Here is a 15,274-nt window from a genome sequence, read left to right on the forward strand (position 1 = left end):
CAGCGCCGTCACTACGTGACGGAATGTTGTGGAGGCGCTCCGCGCCTCCACGTCGCTACGCGACGTATTTTTTGTAACGCCGCTCCGCAGCGTTACAAAATAGCTAGCAGCAGGGGGCCGGCTCCCTTTGGCAGCTACACGCTCATGGGGCCCGAAAACCTGCGTTGCCCGGAATCTTAGCCGTCTGAACTGTCGACTTGGCGTCCCCGGTACATCCAAATTATGTAACGCCGTAGAGCCTGACGCATTTTGTAACGCCTACTCTCCGTAGTTATCGCGCGGTCTAGACCTCTCCTGTAGGCAAATTCTGAATCGGAGAAATATTTGGTGCATTCCTAGATTTCAAGTCAATTTCAGAGGAGAGTGCAGCAGGGGGAATTACATTGACGAGGGAGTCTTCGTTTTTAACGTCGAACACCGGCAGAAAGCGCCGGTAAAACCGTTCTTCAGGAGACAACTCCGCCCAGCACGGGGAGTTAGCCGTCCGAGTAGACGTCCAGTGCCGACTCAACGAGGGACTCGGCGTCCTCGCGGATCAGACCTGGCTGGTGGGAGGTGACACGTCGATGCCACGCACACTGAGCTGCATGTTGCCCCAATGCAATGTGCGGAGGCGCCCGCCTTTCAGCAGTCGCTGCAGTGCGTGCGCGGGGCCGCATAGGATGCGGTGCTGACGATCCAACAGCCCGTCCGGTCCGGCCTGGATGCCCGCAGAGCGCCCCTGAACGGTCTGGCTCACTGCCACCGCCCCCCTTCTTGCTGTGTTCGGGGATGGGCCGGTACTCCAACCGGGCTTGGACAGTAACCCTCCGCCCCGGCCAGCCTGCGGAAAAAGCAGGGGCGGGCTGCGGTGGCGAGCGCCATGCTGGTCGCGTGGACGATGACGATCTGCAGCTGAGTCTGCCCCGGCCTCAGTGGTCGACCGCGGAGATTGCGATCTGGGGAGGCACCTGCGAGGACGACCTCACCCTGGCGATGGGCTTCTTGGACGTGGCGGAGATCGCTGCGCGGCACTGGATCTCTCACGGGCCGAACGACGCGCTGCCCATTCCGATCTTGTACAACTACCGGCATAGCATCGAGCTGTCCCTGAAGTGGCTGATCCGTACGGCTGCCCGGTGCGCGGTGCGGGCGGGGTACTGCGGGCCCGAGTACCTGAGCCCCGCCAGGCTGGACGACCGGCTGCACACGCACAACATCAAGAAGCTCGCCGACTGCTTCAACCGGTACCTGGCGCTGCTGAACCTTCCTACCCAAGAGCAGCGCATCGACCCGGAATCATGGAACCAGCTGACCTTGCTGGACAGCGAGGATGCCACGGGCGAGCGGTTCCGGTACGCCGTGGTGGGCCGTGGCAGCATGCGGGGCCGGGCCCGTCCCGAGCAGCAGAACGTGAACTTCTACGAGCAGGTCAACGAGCTCCACCAACTCGCGCACCTGCTATGCCACGGCTATTCGGCACATTTGGGAGTCTTCGAGGACTGGCAGGTGGAGTATTTCGAGGAGATGAGGGACGCCGGCTGCTAGGCCTGCGCCAGTCCTCCCGGAGCCAGCTGCAGACTATCGGCCGGCAGGTCTTCTGTGCTCTGGGGTTGCTGAAAGGGTCAAGTCGCGGGCGGGGTTGGCCAGCAGTTTCGCAAGGAGGGCGAGTACGTAGCCGCGGGGAGGGCCGAGGGCTCCGTCGCTTGGGGAATTCATGCACTGGTGGGTGGCCTGTGCTGTTTGAGGAGCTCGTCGAAGAAGTCGGTGAGGAGCTGTTCGCCGTGCGGCTGCGTGAGCTCCCAGCCGCCGAAGCGGTAGATCTCGTACCTTGCAAGCCGCAGCCGGCGGTCTTCCGCAACCATCTGTGAGTACAGCCGGGGTGAGGCGATGTGGGTGACGTTCCCTTGTTCGTCGGGCGGGTTCTTGTGGCTGTAGTGCTGTACCCCATCGACCTCGATGACGATGCGGGAACCGTCCGGGGGTAGCAGCAGGAAATCCATACGTTGCCGATACAGCGAGCCTGACTGTTTGCCGCTCTTGCGGGTGTACGGGTCGTAGTGGAGGTAGACCTGTGGGATCAGTGCTGGTAGGTCAAGTCCGTCAGGCTGAGCGTAGCGGGCACAGTAGGTGATCAACAGCAGTTGTTCTGGTGGAGAGTCCAGCGACCGGAACAGGCGTCGGTAGAGGGAGCTGGCGGCGGTCTGCTCATCGCTGTCAGGGTCGTAGTTCTTGATCCACCAGGCGATCATCTGGCGCCATGTGAGTCCTTGCGGGGGCAGGGTGTCCGAGAAAATCAGGCAGTTGTCAGCGTTGCGGACGATCTCGACGTCGTTGTTGACCGCGTCCCGCAGCACGATCTCCGGTTTCGTGCCGTCGGCGGCGAAGATCAGGTTCTTGAAGCGGCCTGGTGGTCTCTGTGTGAAGCGGCTCTCGTATTCGAGCTCCTGCAGCTGTTCCAGCGTGTCTCGGGTGGGGCCGAGGATGCTCTCTATGCAGTCCCGGCGTGCCTGCCAGCTGTTGCGCATGTCGTGGTTGCGCCAGTAGGTGCCGAATCCATGCGGCCCGTCGAATGTCCGGAACGGCCATACAGGCGGCTCCAGGGCAAGGCGTTCGAGGACGGCGCGGTGGGCCTTGATGACGAGCTGGACGTTGTCGTCGTTCAGCCGCATGTCTTTGCAGTCGGTTCCGTAGGAGACGAAGTCCTGATGGAGTAGTTGGGTCAGGGTGACGGCCACCGCCAGGTCGGTCTGGCCAGCAGGCGGTCCAATGCGCAGGGACTCGATCAGCTCGACGTTGAGCTTCCATGACTCGGTCCAGTGATCTCTGCTGCTGAAGAGCGCTTCAACGTCCACACCCGCCCCCACGTTGTGTTGTGATCCGGTCCATCGTCCGCTGTAGATGGCTCGGCGGCCAGGGCGAAGGGTTGTGGGGTCGGAGGTTCAGATTTGGAGGTGGTGGCGTCTCGGCCGAGTGGAGGCTGATCTGCTGGTCACCGCGCGATGCTTAACGGGGCGCTCCTAGGGCGTAGTTGCCGCCAGGTGACCGTCGGCTGGCTTGAACACGTCTCATGCGACAGGCGAACTCAGGCGGCTGCGTTGTTTTCAGACGATTGCTGGGCAGAACCTGCTGGCACATTCGGCTGTTCAGTCATGCAGCATGCAAAGGCGGAGTACCGGCAGTTCGCCCAGGATCAGCAGGACGAAGCGCTCGCCCACTTCACTCAGCGCGTCGAGGCGCTCCGTAATGAGCAGCAACGTCGCGAGCAGCAGCTGGACCAGCCTGCTGATCAGAGTGCCTCCTCCTTGCCGTCACCGCTGGCATGATGCGTCGGTGATCGCGAGGCCGCCGGCTGGCGACGGAGCGCTTCTCATGACGAGGTCGTCCGAATTCTGGCACTGCGGCAATTCGTCAGCTGGCTTTCTCTCGCGGACCGTCAGGCTCCGATGCCGATGTAGGAGACGTAGGTGTAGGCGCCCCAGTCCGAGTCGAGTTCGGCGATCACGTCGTCCCAGATGTCCTCGAGGGTGTTCAAGTCGTTGTCGACGAGGGCATCGACGGCGTCGTCCCAGATGTAGCGGACCTGTCGGTGCTGGATCCTCAGGTTGTCGCGGCGGCGTGGTTCGTCGACGGTTGTCTGGTCGACGGGGTGGATCTCGATGCGGGTGCCGCGGCCGCCTCGGTTGAGGTGTTGTTTGAGGGCGCCGGGGTTGGTGAGCACGTTGTGGGCCCGTAGGTTCCAGTAGGCGGTGTCGATCGCTTCGAGGTTGGCCGGGCGGGGGCGCTGGGTGCCGCGGGTCCAGGCGCGGATCGTGGCGCGGGCGGTGTGGATGCCAGCGTCGGCGAGGGCTTGGGGGCCGCCTTTGGTGGTGGTGAGGTAGCGCATGCGGGCTTTCAGGCCGCGGCGGGTGCCGACGGGAGATTTGATTCCGCCGTCGATGATCATGCGTTCGAGGGCGTCTTCGAGGGCGCGGGCGAGAGCGACTTTTCCGTGGGTGTTTCCGGGGTCGCGGTCTGCTCCGTGGTGTCCGAAGTTCTTCCATCCGTCCGTGGACATTTATCGGGCGCTCTTCCTCGGCAGGGGGTACTGGTCCTTTTGTTTCATCTGGGTGGTGAGGCGGCCTTCGGTGAAGACTGTGCGCCAGTCTCCGGCGACGTGGAGTTCGTCGGTGCCGCGGACGCGGACGACGGTCAGGTCGTTGCTGTGGGCCCGGTGGGATTTGTACCAGAGGTTGGCGAATGCTTGGGAGCGGATGATGTGCATCCAGTCGGGTCGGCGGATGTCACGGTTGACGCTTGATTCTCCGATAGTGGAGGTGAATTTCGAGTACATGGCTTTGATGTATTCGACGGTGACGGTGTCGTTGGTTTTGAGGGCGTTGGTGCGGGTCTCGGTCAGGACGCGGCGGAATTTTTCCAGGAGGCCTTCGCTGCTGCCGGAGGTCCAGCATTCGGTGATGTGGGGGGCGTCGCACAGGCCGAGGCGGGCGCAGCGGATCAGGAGGCGGATGGTGGCGTCGTCGAGGACGACGGGGCCGTCTTCGCGGCGGTTGCCGATGGGGTCGGGAAGGTGGGGGTGGTGCCAGGTGGGGCGTGTGGGGAGGTGGTAGATGCCGGAGCGCTTGGGGTCGAAGCCGCCGTGGGGGTCGTGGATGAGGGCGCCGATGGGCAGGTGGGTCTTGAAGGCGGACAGGAAGCTGGCGTTGGTGTCGAGGGCGTGGACGGTGATCGGGGGGTGGGTGCCGTTTTGAAGGGCGTCCATGAGGTGGGCGTTGGTCCAGCTGTGGCGGCCTTCCCAGATTTCGTCGGCGCCGTCTTTGCTCTTTTTCCGGAGGAATTCCAAGGTTTCTGGATAGACCGTGTGCTCGTAATTTCCGCCGACGCGGGTGGCTTCGAACAATGCCATGGCGTTCGGTACGGCCTTTTTCACCAGGGCGTCGGTTGCGGCGGTGATGTCGCCGTCGTGGTTGTGGAGGGCCTCGTCGACGGCACGGGTGATCATGCCGGTGAAGTAGCTGTAGTCCCGGTGTGCGTAGCCGCCGTCGGGCGGGGCGGCGCGGCGGGGCGAGGGCCTGCGTGGGGCGGCGGGAGGGGGTGTCGGGCTCTCGGTGGGCGTGGAGGTCGGGGGCGGGGCGGCGGGGGCTTGGAGGGGTGTTTGCGGGGCTTGTGGGGGCGTGGCGGGGGGTGTTGGGGCGGGGTCGGTGATGCGGGCGTGGGCGAGGTCGGCGTGGAGGGTGAGGGCGGCCTGCGTGCCGAGGTCGCGTTCGGTGATGCGGGCCTGGAGCCGGTCGTCGTTGCGGGTCAGGGTGATGGTGATGTCGAGGCTGAGCGCGGCGATCAGCTGGGGGTCGTCGGTGTCGACGGCGGCGAGGACGGGGAGTTCGTGAGTGCGGGCCAGGTGGGCGAGTGCCTGGGCGGCATCGGTGATCTGGGTCGGGCCGGACAGCGGTAGCCGGGGGTCTTCGGTGGCCTGGAGGCGGTCGACCACGATGAGGGCCAGGCCGGGCAGGTCCGGGACGCTTTCGGCGATTACGCCGGTGGTGAGGTCGGTGCCGTCGTCGATGTAGAGCGGAGCTTGGGCCAGGTGGTGGTGGAGGGCTGCCGCGTCGTCCTGCTCGGTGGGGGTGAGGCGGCCGGCTCGCAGGCGGCGGTAGTCGACGGGCAGGTGCGCGGCGACGATGCGTGCGGCGATGTCGGCGCGGGTGAGTCCGGAGGCTGCGTACAGGACAGGTTGTTGCTGGTCGAGGGCGCCGGTGCGTGCGGCGGCCGTGGCGATCAGGCTGGATCCGGCACCGGGTGCGGCAGCCACGAGGTAGAAGCGGCCGGGCTGGAGGCCGCCGAGGGCGTCGTCCAGGGTGCGGATCCCCGTCGACAGGCCCGTCGGAGCCGTGTTTGTGGTTTCCCCTGTGGGGGCGGCGGTGGGAAGGACCGTGTCCAGGGCTTGGGCGAGTGCGGCCAGCCGTCGCGAGGTGCGCGGCGCGGTCTCGTGGCCGGTGCCGGGTGTCACGGAGGTGGGGGGCGGCGGGCTCTGCTCGGGAAGGGGGGGCGGGGGTGTGACTGGGTCTTGAGGTGTCGTCAGGCCGGGCGTGGGGGCGGGAGTGTCGGCGGCCGGCGAGTCGGCGGGGGGTACAGGCGCGACTTGGGGTACAGGCACTGGATCCAACTGTGGCTCTGAAGACGTGGTGGGTGCAGGTGCCTCTTCGGCGGGGGCGGGTGTCGGCTCGGGGGCGGGCTCTTCGACGCTCTCAGGTGTGGCCGCAGGGGAGGTCTGCACTGCTTGCTGGTCCTCCTCGGACACGACGAGGACCGGGGCTGCTGTGTTGGGGGCGGGATCGGCCTGGGGCGCGGGCGGAGTGGGGGGTCCGTCCGTGGCTGCGGGGAGCAGGACGGCGACAGGGGTGCGGTGGCGGCGCAGGACCTGGGGGCGGCCTTCGGCGCCTTCCTGGATCAGGCCTCCGAGCCTTTTGCGGGCCTCCCCAATGCTGTGGATGGGGGCTTGGGTGAGATCCCAGCCCAGCTCGGTTGCGTGGGCGGGGCTGCTGAGCAGTGCATGGTGCGAGCCGCGGGTCAGGGGTGTGGGGTGCCCCGCGATGGCGGCGTCGATCATCTGTCGCAGTGCGGCGCGGGCCTCGTGCAGCGTCGTCGGGACGGCGGGCGCCTGGGCCTGTGGGGGTTCCGCTTCCGCAGCGGTCGTGACTGCTTCTTGCTCGTCCACCGGACCCTGCGCTGGATTGGGTTGGCTGTCCTGGTCGTGTCGGCGACCGGTGTCTGCGGCGCTCGTCTCGGCTTCTGCGGAGGCGGCGGGAGATGTCGAAAAACTCATGGGCCAGTGGCCTGCCCAGTGCGGAGCCGGACGTGGCGGAGCTGCGGCGGGCTCGTCCGGTACAGCAGCGCCGGACGACGCCTCACCGGCGGTGTGGGATGAGTGCGGGGAGGACACCCGGAAGACTCCTAGAGCAGAATCGGCCAGCGAGTTAGGTCGGCAAGCGGTTCACCGCGGTGGCCTGGCAGCAGGTAGGGAGCGGTCGGCACCAAATTTGTACCGCTAACACTTCACTATACCTGACGGTACATAAGATCTGCCAGGATTATGTACCGCGCCGACGTTTTTGTAACGCCGCGGTTGGAGCTACATCTCAGCCCTCCGTCAAGGTGAGGTGAGGGCGCGCGGCATTGCAGAACCTGCCACCTACTGGCAGCGGGACGCCGCTCGAGTCCGAAGGGCTACCGCCCCAGGGGCGTCAGACCGCACCTGTCCACATTGAGGTTGAGGAAGCGGTGATCACAGGGGCCGTCGTACGGACACGGTGGATACGCCAAAGGGAATCTCGCCGCGGCCACTCGCCCGTGGGATTCATCGCGGCGGAAGCGAGGCGAGATGAGACCGCACGCGCCGGCTGAGCTGCGCTGCGCAACGGGTTTCGCGCACAAGGGCGGCCAGGTTGTGCCACATGGCCTGGCGAATGTCTCGGGGCGTCATGTTGTGGTGGCGTGCGAGAGCCTGCTCCACGGCGGCGACGTTGCCGGGCAGTGGCTGAGCGGAACTGCGGTCGCCGAAGGGATGGTCGGTCTCGGTCAGCACCCGGTCGAGAGGGATGGCCTGCAGCAGAGCGGTCTTGCGTGCGGCAGAGGCGTTGACGGAGAAGTAGCAGCCCAGACGGACGGCGCGGGCAGTCTGTGCCGGGTCGCCCAGCCACCAGTGGAGGATCATGCCGGGGGCCAGGGAGCGTTCCAGCTCGTCCAGCACCTGCTCGCAGGCTGCGTAGCTGTGGATGCTGGCAATGCGCGGAGTGCGGGTGAGCACATCCAGGACACTGCGCAGGGTGGCCTGCTGGCGGTCGATCGGGACACGGCTTTTGCCGTCGAGTCCGATCTCGCTGACCAGCGGTGTGCGGTCGATCAGCTGAGTGAAGGTGTCGAGGTCGAAGCCGGTGTGGCTGCGGGCAAGTCCGGGGTGGGCGCCTACTCCCCAAATGATGCGCTCGTCGTGCCGCTCGACCGCTCGGGCGGCCTCGGGCAGGGAGCGGGTGGCCGCGAAGACAACAGCACCCAGGCCGGCGAGGTCGTCGACCGGGACGCTGGTGTCGATGTGTGCGTGCAGGTCCAGCGGCGGCAGTGCGCTCGTCCTCATGGGTACAGCAGCTCCAGTTCCGCGACACCCCGCCGGCACAGCTCGTAGGCCTGGCGGGTGGGGTAGTCGGAGGGCAGGTTCAGGGTGGTGATGTCGGCTGGGCGCAGGCCGCGGGCGAGGAAGGTGCGCAATGAGGGTTCGACCGACTTGTCGGCCAGGTAGGCGCTGAGGTGTGCGTCGTGGCGAGTGTGGAGGTAGTCGGTGGTGTCCTCAAGCTGGGCGGCGCGGAAGGAGGCGCGGCGCAGCAGGCAGCCGAAGCACACGCCGCAGTGCGTGCGTACGGGGATGCGGTGGGTGCGGTGCCCGGTGTGGGCGCAGGAGTGGGTGCTGCTGAGCAGCCGGGAGGCCGCGCCGGTGCCGACGAATCCGGCGGCCAGGGTGAACATCTCGCCCTTGGTGCGGTCGGCGAAGGGGTTGTGGATGACGGCGTGGGCTCCGGCGTCGTGGGCGATGGCCTCCAGGGTCTGCAGGAACAGCGGGTGGGTGGTGCGGGTGGACACGGCGCCGCGCTGGTCGGGGGTGAGTGGCACGTTGAGAGAGGCGAAGCCGTTCTCCGGGATCCACAGCGGCACCTTCTCCACGGATGCGGCGGCCAGGCCCAGGGCGAGGAAGAGCAGGGAGCGGGTGCGGGTGGAGTACTCGTTGGACAGTTTCGTCCCGGTGGGCTGATGGCCTTTACGGGAGAACCGCAGCGGCTGGTGGGCCTGCGGGGGGCCGTCGATGAGGTGGGCTATGTCGTCGGCGACGGCGCGCTGGATGGGGGCGAGGGTGGTGGCGCCGACGTGGGAGAGCAGCAGATGCCGCTCCGGCCCGAGGCCGTAGCGGGAGTGCAGGGCGCCGACCGCTGAGTCGGCGCCGCCGCTGAGGAGGACCACGCGCCGTATTCCGGGATACGGGGTGTCGTGGATGGTTTCTTGTGGGGTGGCGGTGTGGTGGAAGCGGATCGACCAGCGGTCTCCGGAGAGGAAGCCCAGGAGGGTTTCGAGGCGTTCCCGCACTGCGTTCCAGCGGGCCGGGGCGTAGACGGGTACGTCCAGTTCGAAGGTGCGTTGGGTCCAGTTGGAGCGGTTGGCGCGGCGGCGGGTGGTGCGGTCGGCGGCATAGACCAGCGCGGCGAGGCGGACCAGTTCGATGTTGGGTTCGGGGACGGGGCCCAGTGCTCCCAGGCATGGTCCGAGGGTGGAAACAAAGGAGCCGCCCGGGCCAGGTGGCCACCAGAAGGTGGTGGTGCCGTCGGGCTCGGGTCGGGAGGTATCGGCGTCCAGGCGCAGGGTGTAGGCGGGCATCAGGGCTCCATCCAGATGGACCGCATCGTCTCGATGCCTTCTTCGACGGCTCGGGTGATCTCGGCGGTGCTGGGGCCGGTGATCGTCAGGGGGGCTCGGTCGACCAGGGCGCGTGCGGTTTCGCGGATTTGGCGTTCACCGTCGGCGGTGGCCCAGGCGGGGCGGGAGCCGTCGTTCATCTTCGAGGCGGCTTCGCCGAGGATCGCTTCGGAGATGGTCAGGGCCAGGGTTTCCCGGACGACTTCCTCGGGGTTGGGGGGTGTGCTGTCGGTGCCGGCCTCCAGGACCCACTGGGCCACTTCGCTGGCGACGAAGCGGCGCTCCTCGTCCTCGATGGTGCCGTCGGCGAGTGGCCCGCAGGCGGCCTCCACGATGCGACGGGCCCAGTCGATCGGGTCGTCGGCTACGGCCTGCAGTTCCGCGTAGTCGAGGCCGAGCTCCTGCAGGGCCTGCTCGTTGCCCGTGCGATAGGCGTAGGCCGCGGCCGCGGCGCGGCCGGCCGTGCGGGAGGACTGGGCGACGGTGCGCTGTGCCCCTCCCCCCGTGCGGCCTCCGGCGTCGCCGGGCGCTCCGCCCGCGCCGCCGCCGGGGCCGTCGGCGTGGCCGCCGGAGCGCCGGAACAGGTCCAGGGCGGGGGCCAGTTGGTCCGCATTGAGCTGGGTCGGGGGTGTGCCGGGACCAGAGCCGGCCAGGGCGTCGAGCCACTGGGTGATGTTGTGCTGCAGCTGTTTGCTGGCCGGTGTGCCGTTTCCGGTGTAGGAACCCTTGGTTCCCATCAGGGGCGGCTTCCTGTGCTCAGGGCGTGCTCCAGGGTGCGCGTGATCCGGGCATGGTCGGCCGGGGCATGGGTCTTCCAGTGCTCCAGCACGCTGCGGAAGGCGGGGTCGGCGGCTGGGAGAGTCAGGATGGTGGCCGGCTCCAGTTCGCCGGCCGGGACGGACTGCAGGAGCCGAGCGGCCCGTTCGGCGGTGGCCGGGTAGGCGGTGACGATACGGACCAGGCCGCGCACGGCCGCGCTCTGTTCGGCCGGGCGGTCCCGGCCTGCCCGGCCGAGGTACTCGACCAGGCTCAGGGCGTCGTCCTCACCGAGTGCTTCGATGTCGGCGTCGGTCACTCGGTGCTGGTCGAAGCGCGCGGTGGACAGCAGGTTGGCCGCGATGTCCCGCAGCCGGCCCGGCAGTCCGGCGTCGAGAAGCTGCTCGCCGGAGAACGCAGCCGCCAGGTAGAGGTAGGGGGCCAGGTCCACGGTGCCGAGGCTCGGGGAGAGTTTGGCCCATCGGACCAGTTCGTCCTCGAAGGTGACCGGCTCGGTCTCGTCTTCGTCCGGCGCCGGGTTCTGCTCTCCTGTCGAGGGGACGTCGTCGTCGGGCGAGGGGCCGGTGTCCCGGGCTGGCTGGGGTTCGGGGGCGGGACGGCCGGCGGCCGCTTCCAGCTTGGCCATCCGGGAGCGCAGTTCTCCGCGGGCCAGCCATCCCAGGACGGTGGTGAAGGCGTCGGGCAGGAGCTTCTCCAGCACCATGAGCTTGGCCACGATGTCCGCCTCCAGGAGGATGCCGCGGTGGTCGGCGACGGACTGGCGCACCCGCAGGTCGTTGAGGAAACGCTTGATGCGGCGGGGGCTGCCTTGGAGCTTCTCGTAGAGGATGGGCGTCATCCGTGAGGCAAAGGCCAGTTCGGCGGAGATGTCGTTGCCGTTCACGGTCGTGGCCAGATTGTCCAGCAGACCCTTGTCCCGGCGCAGGCGTACGCAGGCCGCGATGTAGGGGGCGAGCTCCTCGTCGGGCAGGCGCTGGGAGAGTTGCAGCAGGACGAGGAAGGCCTCGGTGTCGAAGCGGCTCAGGGTGGGCAGCGGCACCGTGGTTTGCACGATCTTGTGCAGGTAGAGGCTGGCGGGTTCCTCGAAGTACCGCTCTTGTGCTCCCTGTTGTGTGCTGTTGGGGTCCGGAAAACGGTCGCGCAGGGCGTCGGCCACCCGGTGCTCGTCGGCGGCGACGACGAACGCCATCTTCGGCACCGCCAGGAACAGCCGGATGGTCTCGAGTGTGTCCACGACCGTTTCGGGCAGGCAGCGGTCGAGATCGTCGACGAGGACGACGACGCGCTTGAGGTGGCTGAGCTCGGCGGACTCCATCAGCGTGCAGAACTCGCTGCGGAACTCCTCCAGTCCGCGGGACGGAGGGTCTGCAGCGTCGGCGTCCTGGCTGCTGGACTCGGTGTTGATCAGACTGGTGAGGTCGTCGACGGAGGGTAGCTGCAGGGTCAGCGACGTCTTCGCCGCCACTTGTAGGGCCTTGGCCCAGTCGACCCGCCGACGCAGCGTGGTCAGGACCGCCCGGGCACGGCTGCGGACCTGACCCGGCTGTTCTTTCCGGGCGAGTTCGGCGGCGACGGCGCTGAGCACCTCGCCGATCAGGGTTTCCTTGGCGCCGACACCGGGGTCGTAGCGCCACGGATCCGTGCTGATCACGAGCACGGTGGCGTCGGTCCGGGGTTGCGGGGCGAGCTCGTCCTCGATCAGGCGCAGCACTGTGGTCTTGCCACTCCCCCAGGCACCTGAGACCCCGACAGTAACCGGGTCGAGGGCGTCGTCGAGTACGGCCTGGACCACGGTCTTGGCCACCGCATCGAACGACAGAAGATCCAGGTGTGTCGGCTCGTCCGACCACAGCTGTGCAGACATGTTGCTCTTGCCCATCCCCCGGGCCTGCGACCTTTTCGTCTCAGGCGGTCCCCACACCAGCACCGCGCACCAGGGTTTCTCCGAACGCGCACTGAACGCACACAATAACTCTCGTTTCATCCTCAACAACAGCAAGGGAACCATTCGTTGCGGATACCACTGGGCATCACGATCTTCGGCTCGCTTTATCCCCGGGGCTTCATGGGACGAGCTGGCCGACTAACCCGGCCGCATCCGCGATCAGCGACCGGGAGAATAGTGCAAGGTCGGTCTGCGGCACCTGCCACAGAGTGGCAGGTTGGACACAACGAATCATGATCATCCGCAGGGTGGGCGTGAGCGCGGCAGCGAGGCCGGCGGTGCGGGTCGGTCAGGCCGAGCACCGCGCCGATGTCAGGCTGCCGTCCCAGCAGGCCCCGCATAAGCTTCACCGTCCACGAAGTCGGCTTCATCCACGAGCGGGCACGGTGGGCAGGGACATCCAGCGGCAGGCGATGTCCGCGTTGTGATCGCCAAGAAGCAGGAGGGGCACAGTCGACGCTCAGCTTGTGGTCGCCCACGCTTCGCCCATGACGCCGCCGTGTCCTACGGGTGCTTCACGCCATGCCGATGTGCTTCAGCAGGCGGCGGGTGTCGGGAGAGGTGTCTTCGAGCGTGTGGCCGTGTTCGAGGCTCTTGAAGACGACGGCGGTCTTGGGGACGCGGTCGGCGTGGAAGGTGGACCAGGTGCGGCAGGTCGGGCAGTCCCGGCCTATCAGGAACGGGCGCAGCAGGTGCAGCGCGCCGTCGGTGTCACGGAGGTAGAGGCTGCCGGTCTCCAGGTCGTTGCTGGATGAGGTCATGGTGCGGGTCGGGACGACGGGGTGGTCTCCGGCCAGTTCCCGGTATTCCACGCGGGCGCTGCGCGCGAAGGCGTCCCAGCGGACGTCGGTGACTTCCAGCAGGGGCAGGTCGGCCAGGAAGCGGGCCCGTTCGATCAGGCGGGTCAGGTCGGCGAAGGCGACGTCGATGGCGTGGGGCAGATCGATCGGGTCGATGCGCCGTAGGTGTGCCTGGTCGTTGCGGCGCTCGCTCAGGGCTTGGCGGGCCTTCTCGGCGTCCTGATGCGCCAGCAGGGTCCGGATATCGTTGAGGGGGTGGGCTGGGGGAAGGTTGTTCAACTGCTTACTGGTCGCGGCTTCGTTGAGCACATTGACCCAGTCTCCGAGCCCCGGGCCACTGCGGCCGCCGGCGAGTTTGTCGCGGATTGCCTTCATCGCCCCCAGGGTGATCTGTCGGGCGTGGGTGAGGGCGAGGACGAGCTGGGCGATGTAGCACAGCAGTTCCTCGGCAGTGTCGAGGATCGCGGCGTAGGCGGCCTGGGCATCACCGGCACTGATGCGGGCCTCGGTCTCGCGCCAGCGGTAGGCGATGGGATAGGGGAAGCGAGTGCGGACGCTGTGGCCGAGGTCGTCGAGCAGTGAGGCTGCCTCGACCCGCAGCCGCAGCGCACGGCCGGAGTCGATGACTCGGGCGCGTGCCTGGGCCGCGGTCTTCTCGAGGAAGACGGACTCGATCACCGAGTCCGCATCCTGTTGCCACTGTTTGAACTGCTGCTTGGCGGCCGTCAGTTCGTCGAGGGCCTTGGTCAGTGCCTCGTCGGGCTGCGGAACAGGCAGCGTGGACAACGCTTCCATACTGGCGGTGGCCAGGCGTGGCCCGGCCAGGCTCAGGGCGAGCGGGGTGCGCAGGAACATGGCGATGAGGCGGGCCTGTGGCCGGGAGAGCGGCGTGGTGGGCCGCAGGATCACCACTTGGTCGGATACGGCGGCGGGCAGGTCTTCTTCGCTGACCTCGGCGGTGAAGAAGCCGTACGGGGGCACCGTGATCGGGGCGATCAGGCGGCGGATCACCAGGTCCCCCGCGGCAAGTTGCTGATCGGCGGGGATGATCGCCCACTGGGTTTCCTCCGACGGAGGGGCGATCGTTCCGTCCCTGCCGATGTCTGGCGGCCTGATCATGCGCACTGCGTCGGGCTTCTTCGGGGAGGACAGCCGCTCGCCTCGTTTGAGGTCTGCGTCCCTGAAGGGAGCGCGGTGGAACGTGAAGAGATCGCCGAGGGCATTGACGGCTCCGAAGCCGGCAAGGTCTTCGCGGCGTTGGAGGATGTGCGGGTCGAAGCGGTCGAAGTAGAGACCCTGTTCGGGGTCGGGGATCTCCCGCAGGACATAGCCGTACTCGCCTCTGCCGCCCTGCCGGTGAAGCAGTCGCTCGAAGTCCTTGATGACAGCCGTCTCGTCGGGGCGGGGGCGAGGCACTTGGAAGAGTTTGAGGACAGGGCTGGTCTGCGCGCGGGCCCGCAGGAAGGCAACCGCTGATTCCGCGTGTGGGGAAATCTGCGTGAGCATGCCGGTCCCGTAGGCGAGGAGCAGGATGTCCCAGTGCTCGGCGACCCTGGTCCGCATCTCGGCGGCCCAGGGCTGCTCCGAAACCCACGGGTGCGCCGGCAGCAGCACCGCCATCACGGAGTCGGGGGATGGCGGTCGGCATGCGGCCATGACGTCGACGTAGTGCTCCGCGCGACCAGCTGTACGGCGCCTTTCCGTGCCTGTTCTTCGTTCCCAGGTCGGCACGAGGAACAACGACCCCTGGCTGAGCAATTCCGTTGTGCGCTGGGCTAGTTGCTCCCATGACGGCTCGCACACGCTCTGCCAGCCGTCCGGCGCCCTGAAGGCCAGCTCGCTGGCTAGCGGGGAACTGCTCAGCACGGTCGGCGCGCCCTGGGCAAACCGCTCGAACCCGATGCCGACTAGCTGCTCGCCCAAGGACGACAACTGCGCGATCTCCACCACGTCTCCCCCACACCCGGCGTGCTTTCCTCTGCGGAGGGGAGCCTAGAGGCCTGCCGAACATCGGCGCACTCGGCGCGGCATTGCGCATGCCGGAGACCGGCTCGGATGTGCTCCTTACACCAAACCGGGTTGCTCTCACCGTCAGGGCCCTCGAACCGCGCCTCGCCCCGAGCAGCCCGGTCACGGCCGCTGCATACCCAGTGCCTTGTCGCATCACTGGACACCGGCATCCATCCACACGACCGGCGCACCGTAACTGCTACTCCGCTAGCCGTCCCGATTCTCGGAGGTGGCGGGCGGTACAAACCTGGCCACCCTGCCAGTTGCCAGCAGGCGGTTCCGACCGGCTGACAGCGCTTTCTCACAA

10 protein-coding genes are annotated in these 15,274 nt (G+C 67.4%); 2 read left to right on the forward strand and 8 right to left on the reverse strand.

The window, feature by feature from the left end:
* Positions 1-873 precede the first annotated feature (873 nt).
* The gene (locus ACFWM7_RS10010) at positions 874-1,527 is read left to right on the forward strand and encodes a hypothetical protein (RefSeq protein ID WP_383257441.1); all 654 of its coding nucleotides are present in this window, start codon (positions 874-876) and stop codon (positions 1,525-1,527) included.
* A gap of 167 nt (positions 1,528-1,694) precedes the next feature.
* Here ACFWM7_RS10010 and ACFWM7_RS10015 read toward each other — a convergent pair whose 3' ends face one another.
* Complete coding sequence (locus ACFWM7_RS10015; protein ID WP_383257443.1) at positions 1,695-2,834, reverse strand: hypothetical protein; 1,140 nt, start codon at positions 2,832-2,834, stop codon at positions 1,695-1,697.
* A 297-nt stretch (positions 2,835-3,131) separates the two neighbouring features.
* Between ACFWM7_RS10015 and ACFWM7_RS10020 the strand changes: the two genes are divergently transcribed.
* On the forward strand, positions 3,132-3,305 hold the full coding sequence (locus ACFWM7_RS10020) for a hypothetical protein (RefSeq protein ID WP_383257446.1): 174 nt from the start codon (positions 3,132-3,134) through the stop codon (positions 3,303-3,305).
* Between the two features lie 110 nt (positions 3,306-3,415).
* Here the strand turns inward: ACFWM7_RS10020 and ACFWM7_RS10025 are convergent, their stop codons facing one another.
* From ACFWM7_RS10025 to ACFWM7_RS10055, 7 genes are all read right to left on the reverse strand, one after another.
* Positions 3,416-4,036, reverse strand: a complete 621-nt coding sequence (locus ACFWM7_RS10025) for a hypothetical protein (RefSeq protein WP_383257449.1) — start codon at positions 4,034-4,036, stop codon at positions 3,416-3,418.
* A complete protein-coding gene (locus tag ACFWM7_RS10030; RefSeq protein WP_383257452.1) occupies positions 4,037-5,986 on the reverse strand; it encodes a DnaB-like helicase C-terminal domain-containing protein in 1,950 nt (649 codons plus the stop codon). It lies immediately after the preceding gene.
* 1,347 nt (positions 5,987-7,333) lie between these two features.
* Complete coding sequence (locus ACFWM7_RS10035) at positions 7,334-8,110, reverse strand: TatD family hydrolase (RefSeq protein WP_383257454.1); 777 nt, start codon at positions 8,108-8,110, stop codon at positions 7,334-7,336.
* On the reverse strand, positions 8,107-9,396 hold the full coding sequence (locus tag ACFWM7_RS10040; protein WP_383257455.1) for a hypothetical protein: 1,290 nt from the start codon (positions 9,394-9,396) through the stop codon (positions 8,107-8,109). Before ACFWM7_RS10040 ends, ACFWM7_RS10035 begins: the two co-directional genes overlap by 4 nt.
* Positions 9,396-10,172, reverse strand: a complete 777-nt coding sequence (locus ACFWM7_RS10045) for a hypothetical protein (RefSeq protein ID WP_383257457.1) — start codon at positions 10,170-10,172, stop codon at positions 9,396-9,398. Before ACFWM7_RS10045 ends, ACFWM7_RS10040 begins: the two co-directional genes overlap by 1 nt.
* A complete protein-coding gene (locus tag ACFWM7_RS10050) occupies positions 10,172-12,076 on the reverse strand; it encodes a P-loop NTPase fold protein (RefSeq protein WP_383257460.1) in 1,905 nt (634 codons plus the stop codon). The genes ACFWM7_RS10045 and ACFWM7_RS10050 overlap by 1 nt, the downstream gene beginning before the upstream one ends.
* A 596-nt stretch (positions 12,077-12,672) precedes the next feature.
* A complete protein-coding gene (locus ACFWM7_RS10055) occupies positions 12,673-14,904 on the reverse strand; it encodes a hypothetical protein (RefSeq protein ID WP_383257464.1) in 2,232 nt (743 codons plus the stop codon).
* Between the last annotated feature and the right edge of the window lie 370 nt (positions 14,905-15,274).

Source organism: Streptomyces sp. NPDC058375, assembly GCF_042723425.1.
In the GTDB taxonomy this organism is placed as follows: Bacteria; Actinomycetota; Actinomycetes; order Streptomycetales; family Streptomycetaceae; genus Streptomyces; species Streptomyces durocortorensis.

Coding starts and splice junctions, on each gene's coding strand:
- ACFWM7_RS10050 (WP_383257460.1), bottom strand. CDS start 12,076: ATGTCTGCACAGCTGTGGTCGGACGAGCCGACACACCTGGATCTTCTG.
- ACFWM7_RS10040 (WP_383257455.1), bottom strand. CDS start 9,396: ATGCCCGCCTACACCCTGCGCCTGGACGCCGATACCTCCCGACCCGAG.
- ACFWM7_RS10020 (WP_383257446.1), top strand. CDS start 3,132: ATGCAGCATGCAAAGGCGGAGTACCGGCAGTTCGCCCAGGATCAGCAG.
- ACFWM7_RS10025 (WP_383257449.1), bottom strand. CDS start 4,036: ATGTCCACGGACGGATGGAAGAACTTCGGACACCACGGAGCAGACCGC.
- ACFWM7_RS10035 (WP_383257454.1), bottom strand. CDS start 8,110: ATGAGGACGAGCGCACTGCCGCCGCTGGACCTGCACGCACACATCGAC.
- ACFWM7_RS10045 (WP_383257457.1), bottom strand. CDS start 10,172: ATGGGAACCAAGGGTTCCTACACCGGAAACGGCACACCGGCCAGCAAA.